Origin of the sequence: Lentzea sp., from assembly GCF_035525475.1 — a bacterium.
In the GTDB taxonomy this organism is placed as follows: Bacteria; Actinomycetota; Actinomycetes; order Mycobacteriales; family Pseudonocardiaceae; genus Lentzea.
On record NZ_DATLEC010000027.1, the window covers coordinates 79,322 to 101,179 of the forward strand.

Annotated in this window: 22 protein-coding genes and 2 tRNA genes; 9 read left to right on the forward strand and 15 right to left on the reverse strand. The window is 69.0% G+C overall.

What is annotated here, in order from left to right; genetic code table 11:
- The 4 genes from ftsX to VM306_RS03705 all read right to left on the reverse strand — a co-directional run bounded on the left by ftsX (nt 1) and on the right by VM306_RS03705 (nt 3,483).
- Nucleotides 1–903, reverse strand: coding sequence for a permease-like cell division protein FtsX (gene ftsX, locus VM306_RS03690; RefSeq protein WP_325510849.1), 903 nt, complete (start codon nt 901–903; stop codon nt 1–3).
- Nucleotides 904–942: 39 nt separating this feature from the next.
- Nucleotides 943–1,632 carry a cell division ATP-binding protein FtsE gene (gene ftsE, locus VM306_RS03695; protein WP_030470385.1) on the reverse strand — a complete coding sequence of 230 codons (690 nt, stop codon included), beginning with the start codon at nt 1,630–1,632 and terminating at the stop codon, nt 943–945.
- A gap of 184 nt (nt 1,633–1,816) precedes the next feature.
- Nucleotides 1,817–2,920 carry a peptide chain release factor 2 gene (gene prfB, locus VM306_RS03700; RefSeq protein ID WP_325510855.1) on the reverse strand — a complete coding sequence of 368 codons (1,104 nt, stop codon included), beginning with the start codon at nt 2,918–2,920 and terminating at the stop codon, nt 1,817–1,819.
- 62 nt (nt 2,921–2,982) lie between these two features.
- Nucleotides 2,983–3,483, reverse strand: a complete 501-nt coding sequence (locus VM306_RS03705) for a PadR family transcriptional regulator (RefSeq protein ID WP_325510856.1) — start codon at nt 3,481–3,483, stop codon at nt 2,983–2,985.
- Nucleotides 3,484–3,864: 381 nt separating this feature from the next.
- On the opposite strand from VM306_RS03705, the gene VM306_RS03710 reads away from it, so the two are divergent.
- Nucleotides 3,865–4,071 (forward strand): hypothetical protein, encoded by a 207-nt coding sequence (locus tag VM306_RS03710; protein ID WP_325510857.1) that lies wholly within the window; start codon nt 3,865–3,867, stop codon nt 4,069–4,071.
- 64 nt (nt 4,072–4,135) lie between these two features.
- Here VM306_RS03710 and VM306_RS03715 read toward each other — a convergent pair.
- From VM306_RS03715 to VM306_RS03725, 3 genes are all read right to left on the reverse strand, one after another.
- Nucleotides 4,136–4,209, reverse strand: a tRNA-Met gene (locus tag VM306_RS03715).
- Nucleotides 4,210–4,575: 366 nt separating this feature from the next.
- Nucleotides 4,576–4,649, reverse strand: a tRNA-Met gene (locus tag VM306_RS03720).
- 53 nt (nt 4,650–4,702) lie between these two features.
- Entirely contained in the window at nt 4,703–7,705 is a 3,003-nt protein-coding gene (locus tag VM306_RS03725; protein ID WP_325510858.1) for a UPF0182 family protein, read from the reverse strand.
- A 94-nt stretch (nt 7,706–7,799) separates the two neighbouring features.
- Between VM306_RS03725 and VM306_RS03730 the strand changes: the two genes are divergently transcribed.
- Nucleotides 7,800–8,339 (forward strand): PPA1309 family protein, encoded by a 540-nt coding sequence (locus tag VM306_RS03730; protein WP_325510860.1) that lies wholly within the window; start codon nt 7,800–7,802, stop codon nt 8,337–8,339.
- Between the two features lie 390 nt (nt 8,340–8,729).
- Here the strand turns inward: VM306_RS03730 and VM306_RS03735 are convergent, their stop codons facing one another.
- Nucleotides 8,730–9,809, reverse strand: a complete 1,080-nt coding sequence (locus VM306_RS03735; RefSeq protein ID WP_325510862.1) for a PDZ domain-containing protein — start codon at nt 9,807–9,809, stop codon at nt 8,730–8,732.
- Nucleotides 9,810–9,853: 44 nt separating this feature from the next.
- Between VM306_RS03735 and VM306_RS03740 the strand changes: the two genes are divergently transcribed.
- Nucleotides 9,854–11,185: a zinc-dependent metalloprotease gene (locus tag VM306_RS03740; protein ID WP_325510864.1), complete on the forward strand. Its 1,332-nt coding sequence runs from the start codon at nt 9,854–9,856 to the stop codon at nt 11,183–11,185.
- Nucleotides 11,186–11,267: 82 nt separating this feature from the next.
- Here VM306_RS03740 and VM306_RS03745 read toward each other — a convergent pair whose 3' ends face one another.
- Entirely contained in the window at nt 11,268–11,795 is a 528-nt protein-coding gene (locus VM306_RS03745; protein ID WP_325510866.1) for a M48 family metallopeptidase, read from the reverse strand.
- A 195-nt stretch (nt 11,796–11,990) separates the two neighbouring features.
- Between VM306_RS03745 and VM306_RS03750 the strand changes: the two genes are divergently transcribed.
- From VM306_RS03750 to VM306_RS03765, 4 genes are all read left to right on the forward strand, one after another.
- Nucleotides 11,991–12,146: a DUF5679 domain-containing protein gene (locus VM306_RS03750; RefSeq protein WP_176946781.1), complete on the forward strand. Its 156-nt coding sequence runs from the start codon at nt 11,991–11,993 to the stop codon at nt 12,144–12,146.
- 45 nt (nt 12,147–12,191) lie between these two features.
- Nucleotides 12,192–12,992, forward strand: a complete 801-nt coding sequence (locus tag VM306_RS03755; RefSeq protein ID WP_325510870.1) for a hypothetical protein — start codon at nt 12,192–12,194, stop codon at nt 12,990–12,992.
- Nucleotides 12,989–14,299: an AarF/ABC1/UbiB kinase family protein gene (locus tag VM306_RS03760; RefSeq protein ID WP_325510872.1), complete on the forward strand. Its 1,311-nt coding sequence runs from the start codon at nt 12,989–12,991 to the stop codon at nt 14,297–14,299. The genes VM306_RS03755 and VM306_RS03760 overlap by 4 nt, the downstream gene beginning before the upstream one ends.
- Before the next feature lie 85 nt (nt 14,300–14,384).
- Complete coding sequence (locus VM306_RS03765) at nt 14,385–14,927, forward strand: hypothetical protein (protein WP_325510874.1); 543 nt, start codon at nt 14,385–14,387, stop codon at nt 14,925–14,927.
- Nucleotides 14,928–15,186: 259 nt separating this feature from the next.
- On the opposite strand, the gene VM306_RS03770 is transcribed toward VM306_RS03765, so the two are convergent.
- The 5 genes from VM306_RS03770 to VM306_RS03790 form a co-directional block, all read right to left on the reverse strand.
- On the reverse strand, nt 15,187–15,357 hold the full coding sequence (locus VM306_RS03770; RefSeq protein ID WP_325510876.1) for a hypothetical protein: 171 nt from the start codon (nt 15,355–15,357) through the stop codon (nt 15,187–15,189).
- Nucleotides 15,354–16,175: a class I SAM-dependent methyltransferase gene (locus tag VM306_RS03775; RefSeq protein WP_325510878.1), complete on the reverse strand. Its 822-nt coding sequence runs from the start codon at nt 16,173–16,175 to the stop codon at nt 15,354–15,356. The genes VM306_RS03770 and VM306_RS03775 overlap by 4 nt, the downstream gene beginning before the upstream one ends.
- 340 nt (nt 16,176–16,515) lie before the next feature.
- The gene (locus VM306_RS03780; protein WP_325510880.1) at nt 16,516–16,836 is read right to left on the reverse strand and encodes a WhiB family transcriptional regulator; all 321 of its coding nucleotides are present in this window, start codon (nt 16,834–16,836) and stop codon (nt 16,516–16,518) included.
- A 98-nt stretch (nt 16,837–16,934) separates the two neighbouring features.
- Nucleotides 16,935–17,177 carry a hypothetical protein gene (locus tag VM306_RS03785; protein WP_325510882.1) on the reverse strand — a complete coding sequence of 81 codons (243 nt, stop codon included), beginning with the start codon at nt 17,175–17,177 and terminating at the stop codon, nt 16,935–16,937.
- 148 nt (nt 17,178–17,325) lie between these two features.
- On the reverse strand, nt 17,326–19,395 hold the full coding sequence (locus VM306_RS03790) for an ATP-dependent DNA helicase UvrD2 (RefSeq protein ID WP_325510884.1): 2,070 nt from the start codon (nt 19,393–19,395) through the stop codon (nt 17,326–17,328).
- A gap of 60 nt (nt 19,396–19,455) precedes the next feature.
- Here VM306_RS03790 and VM306_RS03795 point away from each other — a divergent pair, with 60 nt between their 5' ends.
- Nucleotides 19,456–20,187: a DUF4191 domain-containing protein gene (locus VM306_RS03795; RefSeq protein WP_325510886.1), complete on the forward strand. Its 732-nt coding sequence runs from the start codon at nt 19,456–19,458 to the stop codon at nt 20,185–20,187.
- A gap of 68 nt (nt 20,188–20,255) precedes the next feature.
- Here VM306_RS03795 and VM306_RS03800 read toward each other — a convergent pair whose 3' ends face one another.
- Nucleotides 20,256–20,729 carry an RDD family protein gene (locus tag VM306_RS03800; RefSeq protein ID WP_325510888.1) on the reverse strand — a complete coding sequence of 158 codons (474 nt, stop codon included), beginning with the start codon at nt 20,727–20,729 and terminating at the stop codon, nt 20,256–20,258.
- Nucleotides 20,730–20,898: 169 nt separating this feature from the next.
- On the opposite strand from VM306_RS03800, the gene glnA reads away from it, so the two are divergent.
- On the forward strand, nt 20,899–21,858 hold a 960-nt coding region (glnA, locus tag VM306_RS03805; RefSeq protein WP_325510890.1), incomplete at its 3' end, for a type I glutamate--ammonia ligase.

Below are 21,858 nucleotides of genomic sequence, written 5' to 3' on the forward strand. Positions count from 1 at the left end.
TTAAAGGCGCACGTAGAGACGCAGTGTCACGTAGCCGGTGGTGGCCGAGATGACTATCGCGACGAGGAACAGCCACGGCGACACGATCAGGATGTCCAGGTACCCGATCGGCGGGATGATGCCCGACTCGGTGAGGTTCCTGGTGATCCGGTCGAGGAAGAACGCCTTGAACAGCACCAGGCCGGCGACCGCGGTGATCGAGCCGATGATGCCCGCGACGACCGCCTCGATGAGGAACGGCAGCTGCGTGTACCAGCGGGTCGCGCCGACCAGTCGCATGATGCCGACCTCGACGCGGCGGGTGAACGCCGACACCTGGATGGTGTTCGAGATCAGCAGCAGCGCGGCGAACGCCTGGATGAGCGCGAGGATCAGGGCGACGTCGCGCAGGCCGTTCAGGCCCTCGAAGAACCGCTCGAGGAACTTGCCCTGGTCGTCGACGGCCTTCACGCCCGGCTTGCCCTCGAAGGCTTGCCGGATCACGTCGGTGCGCTCCGGGTCCTCCAGCTTCACGCGGAACGTGGCGGGGATCGCCTCGGGACGCGCGAGCTTGAGCAGCTCCGGCTGGGCCTCGAAGATCCGCTTGAAGCGCTCGAAGCCGTCGTCGCGGTTCTGGAACACCACGGACTCGACACCGGAGGTCTGCTCGAGCGCCGAACGCAGGCCGGCGCACGGCTGCTGCGTGCAGTCCTTGTCGTTGGCGCTGACGTCGTTCGTCAGCAGCACGGAGACCTCGAGCTTGCCCGCGTAGTTGGCCTGCATCTTGTCGACCATGCGGACGACGAGCAGGCCACCGCCGAGCAGCCCGAGCGAGATGGCGGTCGTGAGGATCATCGCGATCGTCATCGTGACGTTCCGGCGAAGTCCGGTGACGACCTCGCTGAACACGAAGCTGGTACGCATCGGGGGCGGGGTTCCTTGGGGTTCGGGGACTAGGGACGCTTAACGGCCAACGCCGTAAACGCCGCGCGCGTCATCACGGACGACCTTGCCGTACGAGAGCTCCACCACGCGGCGGCGCATGGAGTCGACGATGCCGTGGTCGTGGGTGGCCATGATGACGGTCGTGCCGGTGCGGTTGATCCGCTCCAGCAGCAACATGATGTCCTGGCTCGTGTCGGGGTCCAGGTTTCCGGTCGGCTCGTCGGCGATCAGCACCAGCGGGCGGTTCACGAACGCGCGGGCGATCGCCACGCGCTGCTGCTCACCACCGGACAGCTCGGTCGGGAACCGGTCCTCCTTGCCGTCGAGGCCCACCAGCTGCAGCACCTCCGGCACCACCTTGACGATGGTGTTGCGGGGCTTGCCGATGACCTCCAGCGCGAAGGCGACGTTCTCGGCGACCGTCTTCGTCGGCAGCAGGCGGAAGTCCTGGAACACGCAGCCGATGGACTGGCGCAGACGGGGGACCCTGCGCCGCGACATCTTGGCGACGTCGAAGTTGGAGACGTAGACGCGTCCCCTGGTCGGCACCTCTTCGCGCAGCAGCAGGCGCAGGAACGTCGACTTGCCGGACCCGGAGGGCCCGATCAGGAAGACGAACTCGCCCTTCTCCATCTCGACGGACACGTCGTCGAGCGCGGGACGCGTGGAGGTCTTGTAGACCTTGGAAACGTGTTCGAGACGAATCACGAGGCGCGAGTCTACTCATGGCCGGGGTAAAGCCCCCGTTCCGGTTAACTTCCCGTACCGGAAGGGTGGTCCCGGCCCTCCACACCGCGTGGTCGAACCGCCACGACCGGTCGAAGAAAGGGCACGTTCGAGGCCTCTGACGCCCCGATCGTGCCCTTCGCCTCAGATCACGCTGACTGGCTGACTACCCCTGCTGGGACTGCTTGCGCCACCGGATGCCGGCCTCGAGGAAGTCGTCGATCTCCCCGTCCAGCACCGCCGACGGGTTGCCGACCTCGTGGTTGTTCCGGAGGTCCTTGACCATCTGGTACGGGTGCAGCACGTAGGAGCGCATCTGGTTGCCCCAGCTGGAGCCGGAGTCCTTGAGCGCGTCCATCTTGGCCTGCTCCTCCTGCCTGCGGCGCTCGAGCAGCTTGGCCTGCAGGACGGCCATGGCCGTCGCCTTGTTCTGCAGCTGCGAGCGCTCGTTCTGGCAGGACACCACGATTCCGGTCGGGATGTGCGTGAGGCGCACCGCCGAGTCGGTCGTGTTGACGCCCTGACCACCGGGGCCGGACGAGCGGTAGACGTCGACCCGCAGTTCCTTCTCGTCGATCTCGACGTGGTCGGTCTGCTCGACGACGGGCACGACCTCGACGCCGGCGAACGACGTCTGGCGGCGGCCCTGGTTGTCGAACGGCGAGATGCGCACGAGGCGGTGCGTGCCCTGCTCGACGCTCAGCGTGCCGTAGGCGTAGGGAGCGCTCACGCGGAACGTCGCGGACTTGATGCCCGCCTCTTCCGCGTAGGACGTGTCGAACACGTCGACGCCGTAGTTGTGGCGCTCGGCCCAGCGCGAGTACATGCGCAGCAGCATCTCGGCGAAGTCCGCGGCGTCGACGCCACCGGCCTCGGCGCGGATGGTGATCAGCGCGTTGCGCTCGTCGTACTCGCCGGACAGCAGCGTGCGCACCTCGAGGCTCGCGATGTCGTCGCGCAGCTTGACGCGCTCGTTGTCCGCGTCGGCGAGCGCGTCGGAGTCGTCGGCCTCTTCCGCGAGCTCGTAGAGCAGCGGGAGGTCGTCCAGGCGCTCGCGCAGGTTCGTGACGCGACGCAGCTCGCCCTGCTTGTGCGAGAGCTGGCTGGTGACCTTCTGCGCCTGCTCCTGGTCGTTCCAGAGGTCCGGGCGGGCCGCCTGCTCCTCCAGGTCCGCGACAGCGGCGCGCAACGCATCGAGGTCCAGCACCGCCTCGATGCTCGAAAGAGTGGCGGAGAGTTCCTTGATGTCTGCTTCGACGTCCGGGTTCACGCACAAAGATTACGCCAGCACCGGCCGCAGTTCGCGGCCGGTGCTTCGCTGGCGCTCTCGTGTTACGCCGTGGGGATGGCGTCGAGCAGCTTGAGAACGGCCTTCGCGTGGGCGAGACCGAACTCGGCGACCGCCTTGGCGTAGGGGTCCTCCGCCGTCTTGGCCGCGCTCTTCGCGCTCTCCTGCTCCTGACCGTACGTCGTGCGCGCGGTCGTGATCAGGGACTCGCGCTGCTTCGCGGTCAGCGAGCCGGCGTGCACCAGGCGCAGGATGAGCGGGCTGCGCAGGTGGTCCGGCCCGGGCTCGGACAGCAGCCAGTTCTTGAAGGCCTTCTTGCCCGCCGCCGTCAGCACGTACTGCTGGCTCGAGCGCGGTCCCTGCTTGCCGAGGCGCAGCAGGCCCTGGTCGGCCAACGCGGGCAGCTCGCGGTACACCTGGCTGCGGGTGACGCTGAAGAACGCGCCGAAGCGCTCCCCTGCCTCCGCAACCAACTGGCCACCGGTCTTGGGTCCGTCGTGCAGCAGCCCGAGCAGGGCGGCTGCGGTCGCATTCAGGTCTGACACAACGACAACGTTCCCACGTCTGGGGGAAGCTGTCCACAATGGTCAGCCGTTCTGTCCACTGTGGCTGATCACCGGGCTAGTCTGATGGGCCATGCGGAGCAACGAAAAGTCTCGCTGAGTAAGCGGCAGTTTTCGCACCTCACGCGTTTGGCCGCTTGACCGTCCGTGTCCATCCCGGATGGAAAAACCCTTTCGCAGAAACGAAAGTCCCCGCCCTCACTCGATCGGCGGTACGACCCTCACCGGCCGAAGCCACCCGAATGGACGGACGGGCGTCGTCGTCGCACGACCCGGTGATGTCCGCGCGGACCTCTTTCGCACGCCTGCCCGACGAGGAAAATGATCACTGCCAGCAGGCGGAGCGAGGCACGGAGGTCGGGGATGTTGAAGAGCATCAAGTGGCTGGACCACAAGAAGGTGGCAGCGCACACGAGGGCGTGGATGACGGGCGGAATCCCTGAGCAGGCCGGCAAGGACGAGTGCATGGTGTGCGGCAAGCAGATCCGCAAGCACCGCACCGTCAACGGCCAGGGCCGAATCTGCTCCAGCATGCTGTGCGCCCAGTACTGGGCGGAGAACATGACCTGAACCCAGAAGCAGAAACCAGGAAAACGCAGAAGGCCGGAGCCTGTAGGCTCCGGCCTTCATCTAGTAGCGGGGACAGGATTTGAACCTGCGACCTCTGGGTTATGAGCCCAGCGAGCTACCGAGCTGCTCCACCCCGCGCCGCTTCTAGCTTGTCTTCGTGTTGCTGTCTTGCTGTTGTAAGGAGAACTCTACACCCCCGAAAAACCCCTTTTCCACCACCCCCCACTAACGCCATCCCCGCAGGTCAGCCCCCTAAAAGCCTGAGCACCGAACGGAACCCGCCAAAGGCGACCAGAAGCGGTGGGATGAGGCGCGCCAACCCCGAAGGCAAGGCGACCGCAGTTCGCCAAAACCGACCACCCGAGATGACGCCGGTCAAAATGAAGGCGAGGCGGCCGGGGGTCCGGGGGCTTGCCCCCGGGGTGGGGTTTGGGGGCTCCGCCCCCAATACAATGCGAAAAAGTCCTGTCTGCGCATTCCGCAGACAGGACTTTCCCAACTTTGTAGCGGGGACAGGATTTGAACCTGCGACCTCTGGGTTATGAGCCCAGCGAGCTACCGAGCTGCTCCACCCCGCGTCGGTATGAACAGAACCTTACGCGGGGCGGAGCGGGAAAAGCAAATCGGGAGGTCAGCCCGACGGTGTGGGGCTCGGCACAACCGACGACTGGCTCGTCGCCGGCGGCGCCGCGGCCCCGGTGTTGTACTGCTTGAACCTCTTCGTCGCGTCGTCCAGGCGTCCGTAGGCCTGCCCGAGCTCGGTGAAGTTCCCGTTCTGCTGGGCCTTGGTGATGTCGGCCAGCGCCGCGTCGATGTCGTTGATCGCCTTCTGCAGCTCGGGGCTCAGCGTCCCGTTGGCGGGTGGCGTCGTCGACGGCGGCGTGGAGGCCTGGCCGTTGCCGTTGTTGTCGCTCGGCGGCGGCACGACGGCGCCGGCGCCGCTGAGCACCTGTTCCAGCGCCTCGTTCAACGTGGACGCGTAGCCGACCCGGTCGCCGTACCAGACGAGCACCTTGGACAGCTGCGGGTACGACGTGTTGTTCGACGCGCGTTCGATGTAGACGGGTTCGACGTAGAGCAGCGCGCCGCCCAGCGGGAGCGTGAGCAGGTTGCCGTAGACGACCGTCGTCTTCTGCTGCGTCAGCAGGTTGAGCTCACGGCTGACGTTGTCGGACGTGAGGAACTGCGTCTGGATCTGCTGCGGGCCCTTGGCGTCCTGGTTGAGCTGCAGGACGCTGATCTTCCCGTAGTTGTCCGGGTCGGATCCGACCGAGACGTGGGCCGCCATGAACTCCCGGTTCTCGCGGACGAGCGGGCTGGTCAGCTGGAAGCGGACCTTGCTCGGGTCGCTCGGGTCACCGGCGAGGACGTAGAACGGCGGCTGGGCGTCCCGGCGCTTGCTCGCCGCGTCGCGCTGGGCGTCGGCCGTCGTCACGTTGTCGATCGTCGGGTCCTGCGGCGGCGCCCAGTAGGCGACACCGGAGTAGAAGTCCGACGGCGACGAGACGTGGTACTTCGACAGGATCTGCCGCTGCACCTTGAACAGGTCCTCGGGGTAGCGGAAGTGCTGGCGCAGCTCGGGCGAGATCTCGCTGCCCGGCTTCACCGTGTTCGGGAAGACGCCCATCCACGCCTTGAGGACCGGGTCCTTGTCGTCGATCTGGTACAGGCTCACGGTGCCGTCGTAGGCGTCCACAGTGGCCTTGACCGAGTTGCGGATGTAGTTGACGGGCTTGTTGACCTGCGAGATCACGACGCCGTCCGCGGTGAGCGAGTCGTTCGTCGCGTCACCCAGCTGCGTGCGCTGCGCGTACGGGTAGTTCTCGAGGGTCGTGTAGCCGTCGACGATCCACGTGATCCGGCCGTTGACGACGGCGGGGTACGGGTCGCTGTCCACGGTCAGCCACGGCGCCACGGCCTGCACGCGGTCGCGCGGCGTGCGCTTGAACAGGATCTTCGAGTCGTCGGCGATCGACTGGTTGAAGAGGATGTTCCGCTCGCCGTAGTACGCCGCGAACGCCAGCTTGTCGATCAGGCTGCCGATCGGCACGCCACCGCTGCCGGTGTAGGTGTAGGACTTGGCGTCCGTGTCGTACTCGGCCGCGGAGCCCTCTGGCCTGCCGCCGACGATCGAGTAGTCGTTCACGCCGAACAGCTCGCCGAAGTACGTGCGCGGCTGGTCGACCTTGATGCCCTTCGGGTCGTTGCCGACGTCGCCGTTCGACTTGACCTCACCGGTCTTGAAGTCCGGGTAGCCGCCGTTGGTCTCGTCGGCCACCGCGTTGACCTTGTTCGCCTCGGCGTAGACGAAGCCGTTGCCGTGCGTGTAGATGAGGTGCTGGTTGATCCAGTCGCGCTGGCCCTGCGGCAGGCTGTCGAGCTTGAGCTCGCGCACCGCGACGATGTAGTCGCGCAGCTTCCCGTCCACTGTGTACCGGTCGACGTCGAGCTTGTTCGGGAACCCGTAGAACGGCCTCAGCTGCTGGAACTGCGTGAAGGTCCGCGACAGCACGGCCGGGTCGAGCAGGCGGATGTTGCCCAGGGTGGCCGCGTCGTTGGTCTTGATCTGGTCGTTGCTGACGTTCTGCTTGCCGTCGTACGGCTTCGTCTCGACCTTGTCCTCCGTCAGCCCGAACGACTGCCGTGTCGCCGCGATGTTGCGTTTGATCGACTCGGCCTCCTTCTGGATGGCGTTCGGCTTGACCGAGAACTGCTCCAGCACCGCGGGCCACGCGGCGCCGACGAGCACGCTCGACAGCACCAGCAGGACGGTCGCGATGGCGGGGAGCTGCACGTTGCGCATGAACGCGCCCGCGAAGAACGCGACGGCGCAGAACACCGCGATGCACAGCAGGATCAGCTTGGCCGGCAGCACCGCGTTGAGGTCGGTGTAGCTCGCGCCGACGAACTTCTCGTTCTCGTGCAGCAGCAGCTCGTACCGGTCGAAGAAGTACGCGACGGCCTTGAGCAGGACGAACGTGCCGGCGACGAGCGCGAGGTGCAGCCGGGCGGGCCCGGAGAGCTGGCCACCGCGGCCGGCCAGCCGGATGCCGCCGAACAGGTAGTGCGCGATCACCGCGCCGATGAACGACACCGCGGTCGTGATGAACAGCCACGACAGCAGCCACTCGTAGAACGGCAGCTTGAACGCGTAGAAGCCGATGTCGTGCCCGAACTGCGGGTCGGGCACGCCGAACGGCTGCGAGTTGAGGAAGAGCTGGATGAACTGCCAGTCCGCCTGCGCCGACGCGCCCGCGATCAGCCCGACGAACACGGGGATGCCGATCGCGAACAACCGCATCCGCCGCATCACGACCGTGCGGTAGCGCGCGACCGGGTCGTCGGGACCCGACACCGGCACGAAGACGGGCCGCGCCCGGTAGGCGAGGTAGAGGTTCAGCGCGACGACGCCGCCGACGACGGCCCCGACGGCCACGAACAGCCCCAGGCGGGTGAGCAGGACCGTGCTGTAGACGTCGCGGAAATTCACCTCGCCGAACCACAGCCAGTTCACGTAGGTGTCGAGCAGCCGCGATCCTGTGATGAGACCGAACAGGAGCACGACACCGACGATGAGCAGTATTCGGCTTCGCCGGGACAGTTTCGGCAGTCCGACCGGAGGCCGTGTGGCCACGAGGCACGCTCCTGGATCGCGGTAAATCGATACGTACGTTTAGTCCAACTCTACGGACGACGCCCTGGGTTCCCGTGAAGTCCGCAGTCTTACGATGACACGCGTGTCAGCGAGTGAAACGCCAGCGGTCATCCTCCCGACGGTCGCCCGCGAGGTAGAGGAGTTCGTAGCGGCAGGCGGCTGGGAGCAGCCACCGCAACTCTTCGCCCTCGTGCCCACGTCCGACCTGATCACCCAGCAGCCAGAGCTGCGGGCCCAGCTCGACCCGGAGTCGAGCCCGCTGACCCCGATCGCCCAGGACGCCCTGGACGGCGATCTGGCCGACGCGCTCGCGGGCATCGAGTGGCCCCCGGCCGTGACGGGGTGCGCCCTGGCCCAGGAGATCGTGGTCCTGCCGCCGGAGGCGGAGACCGAGCTGAGCCACGGCGAGCTGGACGACGAGGCGGCCCGCAGGTTCGCCGCGGAGCACCCGTCCCGCCGCGAGGCGCGCCTGGTGGCGGCCGTGCTGCGCGACGGTTCCGTCTGCTGCGTGCTGCGGCTGCGCGCCACGGTCGAGGTGCCGGAGGAGGTCGTCGAGCACCCCGAGCTGGCGCCCAACCTCACCGACGCCCTGCTCGCCACGCTGCGGCCCTAGTCGTCACGTCCCCAGGCTGGCACAACCCCGGCACCTGACAGCGCCGGGGTTGTCATCTCGTTGTGCGCTGTTCGCGGCAAGCGGACAGAACTCAGGCGAGCGGCACGAGCGCGACCCGCGCCGGCTGCCGTCCGGGCTGACCGGGGCAGGCGCGCGTCCCGATCTTGTCGGACCCTCTGAGTACGTTGAAACGCAGGGGTTCCCAGCTCGGGGGTACCCCTGCGAAAGCGCGCGCACGAACTCGAACGCGTCGATGACCCACCCTCCGGCACGGCACGACACAGGCGTCACGCACCCAGGCCGCGAGCACGCCCGGAACCGGCGGCCGAACGCGAACGGGGACCCGCCGCGCCGACGAGCGGCACGAGAGGTCCCCGGTGTACGAGCGGGTCAGCAGCTGGGCGTGTCCTTGCCGGTGTTGAGCGCCTCCAGCGACGACACCGCGTCCTTCAGGTTCTCGACCTTGATCAGCCTGAGGTCCGAGGGCGCCTGCTGCTTCGCGTCCTGGCAGTTGTCCGACGGCACGAGGAACGCCGTCGCGCCCGCCTCCTTCGCGGCGACCATCTTGAACGCGATGCCGCCGATCGGCTTCACCGTGCCGTCGCCGGTGATCTCGCCGGTGCCCGCGATGGCCTTGCCGCCGTTGAGCTCGCCCGGCGTCAGCTTGTCGACGATCGCCAGCGCGAAGATGAGGCCGGCCGAGGGGCCGCCGACGTCGGACAGGCTAATCTTGATCTTGAACGGCACGTCGGCGCGGTCGACCGGCGAGATGCCGATGAAGCCGGCGGGGCGGCCGTCGTCACGCGTGCCGAGGGTGAGCTGGGTCGACTTCGAGGTGCCGTCCTTCTCGAACGCGACCTCGATCCGGTCGCCCGGCTTGGTGTTCTCCAGGGCCGCGCTCACGTCCGCGGAGCTCTGCACCTGCTTGCCGTTGACCGAGATGATGCGCGCGCCGAGCGGGATGACGTCGTCCGCGGGGCTGCCCTTGGTGACCTGGTTCGCGACCACCTTGCCCGGATAGCCGAGGTAGTGCAGCGCGGCGACCTCGGCGGAGGTCTGCGACTCGCTGAACGCGATCTCGTTGTTCTTCTGCACCTCCTCCTCCGACTCGCCGGGCTTGAAGAACTCCTCGCGCGGCGCCAGGGCGTAGCGGCCGGACAGCCACAGGCCCAGCGCGCCGAACAACGACACGTCGTCGGTGAGCGAGACCGTCGTCATGCGGAGGGTCCCGTTGGTGGGGAACGTGTTCTGGCCGTCCACCGCGACCACGTCGGTGTCCTTGACCTTGCCGAGCACGTCGTAGGTCGGGCCGGGGCCCAGCGCGACGTACGGGACTCTGGCGAAACCGCCGAGCAGTCCGAGTGCCGCCACCACGAGGAAGCTGATGACCAGCGTCCACGTCCGGCGGGTAAGTCCGCGCTCCCTCGGCGGGGGCGCTGGCGCGGGTGCGGTCGCGACGGTTTCACTCACGGCTGAACAGCGTACGACCATGTCTGTCCGCGTACGGTAGAGGCATGAGTGACGTGCCGTTCGGGTTCAGCCCGCACGACCCCGATGACAAGAGCGGGAAGCCTGGAGACAACCCGTTCGACTTCAGCCAGCTCGGGAACATGCTGAGCCAGCTGGGATCGATGCTGAGCAGCGCGGGAACGTCGAGCGGGCCGGTCAACTACGACCTCGCCAAGCAGATCGCGTTCCAGCAGCTGTCCTCGACGTCGACGACCATCGGGTTCGCCGCTGACCAGTCGGGCGCGGTCACCGACGCCGTGCACCTTGCCGAGATGTGGCTCGACCCGGTCACCTCGCTGCCCGCCGGCACCCGCACGACGCAGGCGTGGACCGCGCGCGACTGGATCGAGCGGACGATCCCGACCTGGCAGCGCCTGTGCGACCCGGTCGCGCAGCGCATGTCCGGCGCGTGGGTCGAGGCGATGCCCGCCGAGGCCAAGCAGGCGGCCGGCCCGCTGCTCGCGATGCTCGGCCAGATGGGCGGCATGGCGTTCGGCTCGCAGCTCGGCAACGCCCTGGCGCAGCTCGGCTCCGAGGTGCTCACCTCGACCGACGTCGGCCTGCCGCTCGGCCCCGAGGGCACCGCGGCCCTGCTGCCCGCGAACATCGAGAAGTTCACCGAGGGCCTGGAGCGCCCCGCGTCCGAGGTCATGGTGTTCCTCGCCGCCCGCGAGGCCGCGCACCAGCGCCTCTTCACGCACGTGCCGTGGCTGCGGCAGCGCCTGCTCGACACCGTCGAGGAGTTCGCGAAGGGCATCAAGGTCGACACCTCCGCCCTGGAGCAGCTCGCCGGCCAGATCGACCCGTCGAACCCGGCCTCGATCGAGGAGGCCATGGGCTCGGGCCTGCTCGAACCGCAGACCACCCCGGAGCAGAAGGCCGCGCTGGCCCGCCTGGAGACGCTGCTGGCCCTGGTCGAGGGCTGGGTGGACGTCGTGGTCGACGCCGCCGTGGCCGAACGCCTGCCCGGCGCCCCCGCCCTGCGCGAGACGCTGCGCCGCCGCCGCGCCTCCGGCGGCCCTGCCGAGCAGACGTTCGCGACGCTCGTGGGCCTGGAGCTGCGGCCGCGCAAGCTGCGGGCCGCCTCGGCGCTGTGGAAGCTCGTCGGCGACCAGCACGGCGTCGAGGTGCGCGACAGCGTGTGGGAGCACGCCGAGCTCGTCCCGACCGCCGAGGACCTGGACGACCCGCTGGAGTTCGCCGAGCGCCTCACCAACACCCGCAACGCGCTCGAGGACCCGATCGCCGAGCTGGAGCGCACGATGCGCGAGGACAAGGGTGACGACAGCGGCAAGGACGACAGCGGCAAGGACGACGCCAAGCCCGACGAGAGCTGACCCGTCGGCGGTGACCCGCCCGTGTGAATGTCGACGACGCGCCCGGCCAGGACCTTCCTGAGCCGGGCGCGTCGCGTCGCGTCTAGTCCTCGGTGATCCCCCAGCCTGCGGCGGCGGAAAGACCCTCCAGATATCCCATGGCCCGCTCGGTCCTCGGGTAGTGGTGGACCCACTCCCAGAAGTCCTTGCCGTGCCCTGGCACGAGCAGGTGCGCCAGCTCGTGCACCAGCACGTAGTCGAGCACCCACGGCGGCACGTCGCGCAGCCGCTCGGACACCCTGATGGTGCCCTCGCTCGGCGTGCACGACGCCCAGCGCGTGCGCATGGGCGGCACCCAGCGCACGCTGACGGGGTCGGCGAGCGAGTCCAGGTAGCGCGCCGACAGCTCGGCACAGCGCGACATGAGCGCCTCGTCCGACGTTCGCGCAGGGGACTTCCTGCGCGTCTCACTGCGCTGGAGGCGGCTCAACATCTCCGCCACCCAGTGCTTCTCTTCCCCCTTGGTCATCCGTGCCGGCAGAAGGACGACCACTGTGTCGCCCTCCCGGTACGCGCTGACCATGCGACGGCGCCGGGAGCTCCGCCGCACCTCCACCCGCGGTTCGGCCATGCAGTCACCGTAATCGGCGGCACCGACAATTTTCCGCCCCCAACCGGCCGCAGGCGCGCACCCGGCGGGTGAAGTTCCACCGAACGGCGGCTGGACACGCGCGAGAACGACATGCGCGGAATCACGGCCCTGCGGAGGTACCGTCGCGCCAAGGTCCCCGAGTGTGTCCGCACTCACAACTGCAAGGGAGGGGCTGTGGCCGAGACCTACAACGGCTACTGCGTCAAGTGTCGGGAGAAGCGCGACTTCGACGGACAGGTCGAGGAAACCAACGGCCGACGCATGGCGAAGGGCACCTGCCCAGTCTGCGGGACGAAGATGACGCGGATCCTCGGCAAGGCCAAGGTCTGACGTTTCCGCTGGCAGGGGGCCTCGCCCCCTGCCAGTCTCTCCCTTGTGGACACTAGACCCCGCGTCCGTGCAGGACTGCCCGTGGTGCGCCGCGGCCCCGGCGTCGTGCAGGTCGGGACCGACCCGAAGCACGCCGTGGTGATCGACTCGCTGCCCGAGGCGCTGGTCGACGAACTGCTCACCCTCGACGGCCGCCACACCGTCGCCGAACTGGGTGAAAGGCTGAGATCCCGCGGCGGGGACCCCACCCAGCTGGGTGAAGTTCTCGACTCCCTCGACGAGGCCGGCCTGCTCGACACCGGCTTCCCCGCGGCGGGTTCGGCGGTCGCCGTGCAGGGGGCGGGACACCTCGCGTTGTCCATCACCTCGCTGCTGGCGGAATCGAACGTCCGGCTGGCGCACCACGCCGATCTGGTCGTGCTCGCGGCCACTCTCGTGCCCGATCCGAACGCCGTGAACGCGCTCATGGCCTCCCGCACACCGCACCTGGCCGTGCGCGTCCGTGAGGGCGTGGGCATCGTCGGGCCGCTGGTCCTGCCTGGTCGCACCAGCTGTCTGAACTGCGCGGACCTGCACCGAACCGATCACGACCCGGCGTGGCCGGTCATCGCGGCGCAGCTCGCGGGCAAGCCGGCCTCCACCGATGTGCTCTTCGCGTCGGGAACGGCGGCGCTCGCGGTCGTGCAGATCCTGGAGTCGCTGGTGCACCTCCGCGGCCACCACCTCGCCCCGCCGCCAGTGCTCAACGCCACTGTCGAACTCGACCTGGTCGCGGGCGTCGCTGAGAAGCGAAGCTGGTATCCGCACCCTGACTGTCAGTGCTCCGCACATAACATGGCTGAGTGACCGAGATTCCGCGCAAGGCCGTGCAACGCACCGCCAAGCTGGCGAGCCTCCCCCTCGGGGTGGCCGGCCGGGTGGTGGGCGGCTGGGGGAAGCGACTGACCGGGAGCACGGCCGACGAGGTCAACGCCGAGGTGACGGCCAAGACGGCGGAACAGGTGTTCGCGGTGCTCGGCCAGCTCAAGGGCGGCGCGATGAAGTTCGGCCAGGCCCTGAGCGTGTTCGAGGCCGCCGTCCCCGACGAGCTCGCGGCCCCGTACCGGGAGGCCCTGACCAAGCTGCAGACCGCGGCCCCGCCGATGCCCGCCCGCACCACGCACCGCGTGCTCGCCGAGCAGCTCGGCACATCCTGGGCGAAGCGCTTCCAGTCGTTCGACGACGAGCCGGCCGCCTCGGCGTCCATCGGCCAGGTGCACCGCGCCGTGTGGCACGACGGCCGCGACGTGGCGGTGAAGGTCCAGTACCCCGGCGCCGACGAGGCCCTGCGCGCCGACCTCAAGCAGCTGCTCCGCTTCTCGCGGTTGCTGCAGGCCGTCATGCCCGGCACCGACGTGCGCCCCCTGCTGGAGGAGCTGCGCGACAGGTACCTGGAGGAGCTCGACTACCGCGACGAGGCCGCGAACCAGCGCACGTTCGCGAAGGCCTTCGAGAACGACCCGCACGTCGTGGTCCCCCGCGTCATCGCGTCCTCGCCCAAGGTCATGGTGACCGAGTGGACCTCCGGCGTGGGCCTGTCGAAGATCATCCGCGAGGGCTCGGCCGAGGACCGCGACCGGGCGGGCCAGCTGCTGGCCGAGTTCCACTTCTCGGCCCCCTCGCGCTCCGGCCTGCTGCACGCCGACCCGCACCCCGGCAACTTCATGCTGGGCGACGACGGCCGCCTGCGCGTGATCGACTTCGGCGCCGTGGCCCGGCTCCCCGACGGCCTGCCCAAGACGCTGGGCCTGATGACGAGGCTGGCCCTCGACGGCCGCTCGGCCGACCTGGTGGAGCTCCTGCGCACCGAGAACTTCATCCGCGAGGGCATGTCCCTCGACGGCGAGGACGTGCTCGGCTACCTGGCCCCCTTCGTGGAGCCCCTGCGCACGGAGTCGTTCCACTTCACCCGCCGCTGGCTGCAGTCGCAGGCGGAACGGGTCGGCGACCTGCGCAGCCCGGACTCGCAGACGGGCAGGTCCCTGAACCTGCCCCCGCAGTACCTGCTGATCCACCGCGTGACCCTGGGCGCGACGGGCATCCTCTGCCAGCTCGACGCCCACGTGACCGCCCGCGCGATCGTGGCGCGCTGGCAGCCGGGCTTCGACGACTGACTCGTCCGGGTGAACCCCGGCCGAGTTGTCCACAGGTTGGCTCCAGCCCCCTTTCGAGGGCTCGCCCCTGCGCCACGATGTACCCATGGCCCACATCAAGAGCACCGCTGACCTGCGCGAATCCGGACTCTCCCCGCGGGAGGTCCTGCACGCCTGCACCCCGGCCGGCCCGTGGCAGCGGCTGCTGCCGGGCGTGGTCCTGACCAGGCCGTCCCCGCCGACCCGCCTGGACAGGCTCCGCGCGGTCCTCACCTTCGCCGGCCCGTCGTCGGTCATCACCGGGGCGGACGCGTTGGCTCGCCAGGGCGCCGCCCTTCCACTGCCCCGCCACGTCCACGTGCTCGCGGGGAGCAACGCGCGCCGCTCGCACCCGTGGATCCTGCTGGAACGCACCACCCGCCCGCCCGAGGTGGTCCTCCGCGACGGCCTGAGGCTGGCTCCCCCGGCGCGGGCCGCGGTGGACCTGGCCCGCCGCGAGCTGAACCCGCGCGCGGTCGTCGCGCTCCTCGACGCCGTGGTGGACGCCCGGCTGTGCACGCCGGGCGAGCTGCGGGAGGAGCTGCGGTTGTGCAGCCGACGGGGAACGGCGCTGGTCAGACAGGCCTTACGCCACCTCTACCCGACCTGAGGTCAGCCGCGGGCCTGAGCCGGTCCGGTCCCGCTCAGCCCCTCGTCCAGGCGCCGACGCTCACCAGTCCTCACACTGGCTTCCGTCCACAAGCGGACCCACGCCGTCGAACCCTGACCGACCTCGTCAAGGCGGTCCGAGCCTCCAGTCCCCGACGAGCAACCGTCCCCGTCGAGCAACCGTCCACACCCCGAAGACCGACCTGGGCCGGGCCCGCCCGAGGTCGGCTCCGGCACTCGTCGGCCGGACCCGCTTGAGGTCAGCGCCAGTACTCGTCCGGCAGCTTGCCCTCGATGTCCCGCACGTGGGTCTTGGCGCACACGTGGCACAACCACCGGACGGACTTACCGGTCCGCTCGGAAGACCAGGCCAGTAACTCCAGGTCGGAAACGGAGGAACGCGACCGCCCGCACCGGTGGCAGGAGGTCATCGCCGCCGTCCCACGTGGACGGTGTCGGTCTCCAGCAGGAACACGTCCTCGCGCGCCCCGACGTACTCGGAGTCGGAGGGGTTGAGCAGGCGCCGCAGGGCAGCGCGGTCGGCCGGGTGCAGGAACGGGCCGGTGACCTCGGTCAGCCAGGTCAGGCGGTCGACCGCCCAGTCGCGCACGAGCTGCTTGGCAGGAGCGGGGTGGTCGACGACGAAGCTGAAGGCGCTGATCTCGCCCAGGCCGGCGTCGGCGAGAGCGACGTTCCAGCCGACGGGCAGGCGCACCGTGCCGGTCATGTTCTCGCGCATCGACACGAACCACGACGCGCGGGCCGCGGCCATGCGGTCCTGCAGGCCCGGCTCACCCACGCCGAGGTCCCAGGGCAGGAAGCGAGTTTCCAGGCCGCCTTCGGCCAGCGCCAGCCAGCCGCCGGGGGCCAGAGCGCTGACCAGGCGTTTCACTCCGCGCAACTGATCAGGGAGGTGGTGCACCACCCGCGAGCCCCAGATGAGCTCGACCGGGCCGGTGAAGGACAGCGGGTCCTCCACGGACAGGTCTGCGAGCACGGGCTTCACCGACACGGCGCCGTCGGCCTCGGCACGCGCCGCGGCGCAGGCCGCGTCGAGCAGTTCGGGCGTGGCGTCGACGAGCACGAGGACGCCACCGCCGTGGTCGCGCAGCGCCGAGACGAGCGGCACGCTCATCGAGCCCGCGCCGCAACCGACGTCCATGACGACCGGCGAGTCGGGCAGGGGTGCGACGAGTCTGCGGGCGACCGCGGAGAGCGCCTCCGCCTGCAGAGAGCCGTAGCGCCTCATCGCGTGAAGCCGGGCTGACCAGTCGATTCCGTCGTGAGTGTGGTGCGGCACAAGGGGGACGGTACGGAGAAACGGCCAAGGCCGCCATCCACCTTCTCGTGGATGACGGCCTCAGCTCGAGACTGTCAGAGGTCGAAGCGAGCCGCTCTGCGTCCCGCCCATCGCGACAACCTGCGCCAACGTTGCGCTGACGCGAGGCGGTTCGCCAGGCGTTGCTCCTCTGCGTACCTCTGGGCTTCTTGTATTCGTATTCGCACGAATTCTTCGTTCAGAGACATGGGTGTCAGGCCCTCGTTCAGGTAGGCGGGGATCGTGCTGTTGTCGTTCAGTCGCACGGTGTTCACGCTGCCGCCTCCGTCTTGCTGACAGTGACAACGGTCGCGTCCTTGCGCGGACGGCCACGGGGCCGCTTGCGCGCGATCACGACTCCGCGCTCGAAGATCTCTCCACCCCAGACGCCCCACGGCTCGTGACGAGCGAGCGCGCCGGCAAGGCACTCCGCCAGCACCGGGCAGGTCTCGCAGAAGGACTTGGCCTTCTCGAGGTCGGCCGGCGCGTCAGCGAACCAGAGGTCGGGGTTGTGGGTGCGGCAGGGGATGTCGAGTCCCTCCGCGAGGTCCGGAAGTGTCTCGCCGGTGAGCGGGACAGTTGCCGTCAACATCAGGGTTTTCTCCTTGTGTGGGGTACTGCGAAAACACGAAAGCCGCGGACTCTGTGCGAGTCCGCGGCTTTCGTGAGCCTGTGGTGGTCCTTCGACCCCTATGGGGTCGGCAGGAGCCTTCTCACTTGATGCGCGGACAGCGCATTCGTGTAGTTGTCAACGTCATCGACGGTGGGCAGCGCGGCCGGCTGCTCGATGAGCAGTGCGGTGACGCGCTCGCGGCCCAGCGGTGCCACTGGCATGTGGGCAGACTTCTGCCACACGGCCGGAGCGGATGCGGACGTGCAGATGCCCCCGGTCAACGGGAGGCCGAGCGCGCGCGAGATGCTGAAGATCTTCACAACGGGCCACCTCCTCCGAGCGAGAGAGCTCTGCGACTGAGAGCTGTGTAGTAGTTCTTCTTCCCCAGACGGGTCCTCCGGACCCGGCATGAGCAGGTTATGACCCCGTCCCACGGGCTCGCAACCTATTTAGCGAAACTTGTCTCGATCAGGTGGCGGGGTACCCGACACCGGCCCGGACCAGGCCCAACACGTCGTCGCCGAACTTGTCGAGCTTCGAAGCGCCGATGCCGGAGATCGCCACGAGCCCTGCCGTGTCCGTGGGCCGCTGCTCGGCGATCGCCACGAGAGTGGCGTCGGTGAAGACGACGTACGCGGGCACTTTCAGCTCCCGCGCCCGCGTCGACCGCCACTGGCGCAACGACTCGAGCAGTTCTTCGTCCACATCGGACGGGCAGGTCCTGCAGCGGCCGAGCTTGACGGCCTGCGCCTCGACCAGGGTCGACGCGCACACCCGGCAGGTCGGTTTTTCCTTCTTCATCAGAGGAGGCCGCTGCGCGCCACCAGATACGCGCGCCGCCGGGTGGTTCTCCGGCACGAGGTTGTAGAGGAAGCGCGAACGGCGGCGGTACTTGCGCCCACCAGCCGCACGCGCCAACGCCCACGACAACCAGAGGTGCTCACGCGCGCGCGTCACGCCTACGTACAGAAGGCGGCGTTCTTCTTCGATCTTCGCTTCGTCGCCGTCGGCGTACTGGATCGGCATCGTGCCTTCGACGAGGCCGACGAGGAACACGGCGTCCCATTCGAGGCCCTTCGACGCGTGCAGCGACGCCAGCGTCACGCCCTCCACGGTCGGCGGGTGCTGCGCCTCGGCGCGCACGTCCAGCTCGGCGCAGAAGCGCGGCAGGTCGGCCTCGGGCACGGAGACGGTGAACTCCTCGGCGAGCTCGACCAGCGCGAGCAACGACTCCCAGCGCTCCCGCGCGGAGCCACCGGTGGGCGGCTCGTCGGTCAGCCCGACGCGGCCCAGCACCGACCGGACGACCTCGGGCAGGCTGCCGGGGACCTCGCCCGACATGCGCAACGTGATCATCGCCTGGCGCACCTCGGCGCGCTCGAAGAACCGTTCGCCTCCGCGCACCAGGTACGGGATGCCCAGCGAGGCGAGCGCCTGCTCGTACACCTCCGACTGCGCGTTCACCCGGTAGAGGATCGCGATCTCGGAGGCGGCGACGCCCTCGTCGAGCAGCGTCTTGACGCGGCCCGCGACCGCGTCGGCCTCGGCCGGCTCGTCGTCGAACTCGTGGAACCGCGGCATCGGCCCGTCCGGCCGCTGCCCGACGAGGCTGAGCCGCGAGCCGGCCGGACGCCCGCGCGCCCACTTGATGACGTCGTTGGCCAGCGCCACGACCTGGGGCGTCGACCGGTAGTCGCGCTCCAGCCGCACGACGACCGCCTCGGGGAACCGGCGCGCGAAGTTGAGCAGCGGCTGCGGCGAGGCGCCGGCGAACGAGTAGATGGTCTGGTTCGCGTCGCCGACCACCGTCAGGTCGTCGCGGCCGCCGAGCCACGAGTCGAGCACGCGCTGCTGCAGTGGCGTCACGTCCTGGTACTCGTCGACGACGAAGCAGCGGTAGCGGTCGCGGAACTCCTGGGCGACCTCCGCGTTGTCCTCCAGCGCGCCCGCCGTGTAGAGCAGCAGGTCGTCGAAGTCGAGCAGCTGCGCCTCGTTCTTGAGCTGCTCGTAGGTCGTGTAGAGCTTCATGATCTGCTCGGTGGGCGCCGGGATGTCCCTCGCGGCGCGAGCGGCGGCGACCGGGTAGTCCTCCGGGGTCAGCAGCGACGACTTCGCCCACTCGATCTCGCTGGTGAAGTCGCGCAGGGCGTCGGTCTCGGTCGGCAGTCCCAGCCGGGACGCGGCGCGGGCGACGACGCGGATCTTCTGGTCGACCAGCTCCCAGCGCGGACCACCGATGACGCGCGGCCAGAAGTAGCGCAGCTGGCGTGACGCGGCGGCGTGGAACGTCACGGCCTGTGCGCCGTGCACGTCCAGGGAACGCAGCCGGGTGCGCATCTCCCCCGCGGCGCGTTTGGTGAACGTGACGGCCAGGACCTGCGACGGAGCGACGTGGCCGCGTTGGCAGAGGTAGGCGATGCGGTGCGTGATGGTGCGCGTTTTTCCGGTACCGGCTCCCGCGAGCACGCACACGGGGCCGCGCGGAGCTTCGACCGCTGCGCGCTGTTCCGGATCGAGACCCTCCAGCAACGCGTCCATCCCCGCAGTCTCGCAGATGGCCGATGCAACGCCGAGACCAGCGCGCCGTATCCTGTGAGCATGGCTGGTAAGCAGGACAAGGCGGCTGCCAAGGAAGCGGCGAAGGTTCGCCGCGCGGCATCACGCGAGCGGCGGAAGCAGATCTTCGAGGCGTTCAAGATGCAGCGCCGCGAGGACAAGGCGCTGATCCCGCTGATGCTCGCCGCGGTGCTCGGCGTCACCGCCGTCGCCGTGGTCCTCGGCCTGGTCTTCAACGCGGTCTGGATGTTCGTGCCGCTGGGCGTCGCCATCGGCGCGCTGCTGGCCGTCGTCATCTTCGGCCGCCGCGTGCAGAGCAACGTCTTCCGCAAGGCGGACGGCCAGCCCGGCGCCGGCGCGTGGGCGCTCGAGAACCTGCGCGGCCGCTGGCGCGTCACCCCCGCCGTCGCGGGCACCACGCAGCTCGACGCCGTGCACCGCGTGCTCGGCCGTCCCGGCGTGGTCCTGGTCGCCGAGGGCGCGCCGCAGCGGGTGAAGCCGCTCCTCGCGCAGGAGAAGAAGCGCATCTCGCGCGTCGTCGGCGAGACCCCGATCTACGACTTCATCATCGGCACCGGCGACGGCCAGGTTCCGCTGAAGAAGCTCCAGTCGACCCTGATGAAGCTGCCGCGCAACATCACGGCCGCCCAGGTCGACACGCTCGAGACCCGCCTGTCCGCGCTGGCCAGCCGCGGCGCCGCACTGCCCAAGGGCCCGATGCCGGCGGGCGCGAAGATGCGCAACGTCCAGCGCACCCTGCGCCGCCGGGGCTGACGACTGCCACCACCACGTGACGAGGCCCGCCGCACATCCCGTGCGGCGGGCCTCGTCACGTTCGGGGTCTAGCGGACCTTGATGACGACCGTGCCGGCGGCCTTGTCGTGCAGGCACCGCCCGTCCGCGTCCCAGACCAGCGCCGGGATCAGCGGGAAGATGAGGATCGTGCGCAGCAGCGCGCGGGGCAGGTGCACGAACGCCTTGCCGTCGATGCGCGCCACCCGCAGCCCGAGCAGCGCGTGCCCCGGCGTGAACCCGAAGTACGCGACCGCGACCACGGTGATGACGAACCAGGCGAGCAGGCTCCAGTTGCGCGGCAGGTCAGGCCGGGTGAACAGCCCCGCGACACCTGCGGCGAGGAGGAAGTCTGCGAGGATGGCGAACGTGCGCCGCCCGATCGAGGCGATGGAGCCCGGACCGTCCTGGGGGAACCCGTGGCGCTCACCGCGCCAGCGCTGCTGGGTGCCGTCGGCCGAGTCTCCACCCGGCGACAACACGGAATCAGGTCCTGACAGCCACGATCCGGTCCACCTGCTCACTCCTCCAGAGTAAGCCGGTGAACGCGGGGTGAGGACCGGCAGGTCCACTTGCCCCCTCCGACCGGCCCGTTAACACTGGCGAAACATCCGAGTGACGGACGGGCAACACCGCCGACATACGGTCGCTCGCGATGACAAGCCGTTGTCCATAGTCAAGGAGTCGACGAGGGTGTTCAAGAATTCCGACGAGGTGCTGAAGTTCATCACCGACGAGGGCGTCAAGTTCGTCGACGTGCGGTTCAGCGACCTGCCCGGCGTGATGCAGCACTTCACGCTGCCGGCCAAGGCGTTCGACGCCGACGCGATCGAAGAGGGACTTGCCTTCGACGGCTCCTCCGTGCGCGGCTTCCAGTCCATCCACGAGTCGGACATGCTGCTGCTGCCCGACCTGTACACCGCGCGTCTGGACCCGTTCCGCATCGAGAAGACGCTGATCGTCAACTTCTTCGTGCACGACCCGTTCACGCGTGAGGCCTACAGCCGCGACCCGCGCAACATCGCGCGCAAGGCCGAGCAGTACATCACCGACTCGGGCATCGCCGACACCGCCTACTTCGGCGCCGAGGCGGAGTTCTACATCTTCGACTCGGTCCAGTTCGACACCACCGCGAACGGCTCGTTCCACAAGGTCGACGCGGTTTCCGGCTGGTGGAACACCGGCCGTGAGGAAGAGGGCGGCAACCTCGGCTACAAGGTCAAGTACAAGGGCGGCTACTTCCCCGTCACCCCGAACGACCACTACGCCGACCTGCGCGACCAGATGGTCCTCAACATGGAGGCCCAGGGCTTCACCGTCGAGCGCGCCCACCACGAGGTCGGCACCGGCGGCCAGGCCGAGATCAACTACAGGTTCAACACGCTGCTGCACGCCGCGGACGACCTGATGCTGTTCAAGTACATCATCAAGAACACCGCGTGGCAGGCCGGCAAGACCGTCACCTTCATGCCGAAGCCGCTGTTCGGCGACAACGGCTCGGGCATGCACACGCACCAGTCGCTGTGGAAGGACGGCGCGCCGCTGTTCCACGACGAGAGCGGCTACGCGGGCCTGTCCGACACCGCCCGCCACTACATCGGCGGCATCCTGCACCACGCGCCGTCGCTGCTGGCCTTCACCAACCCGACGGTG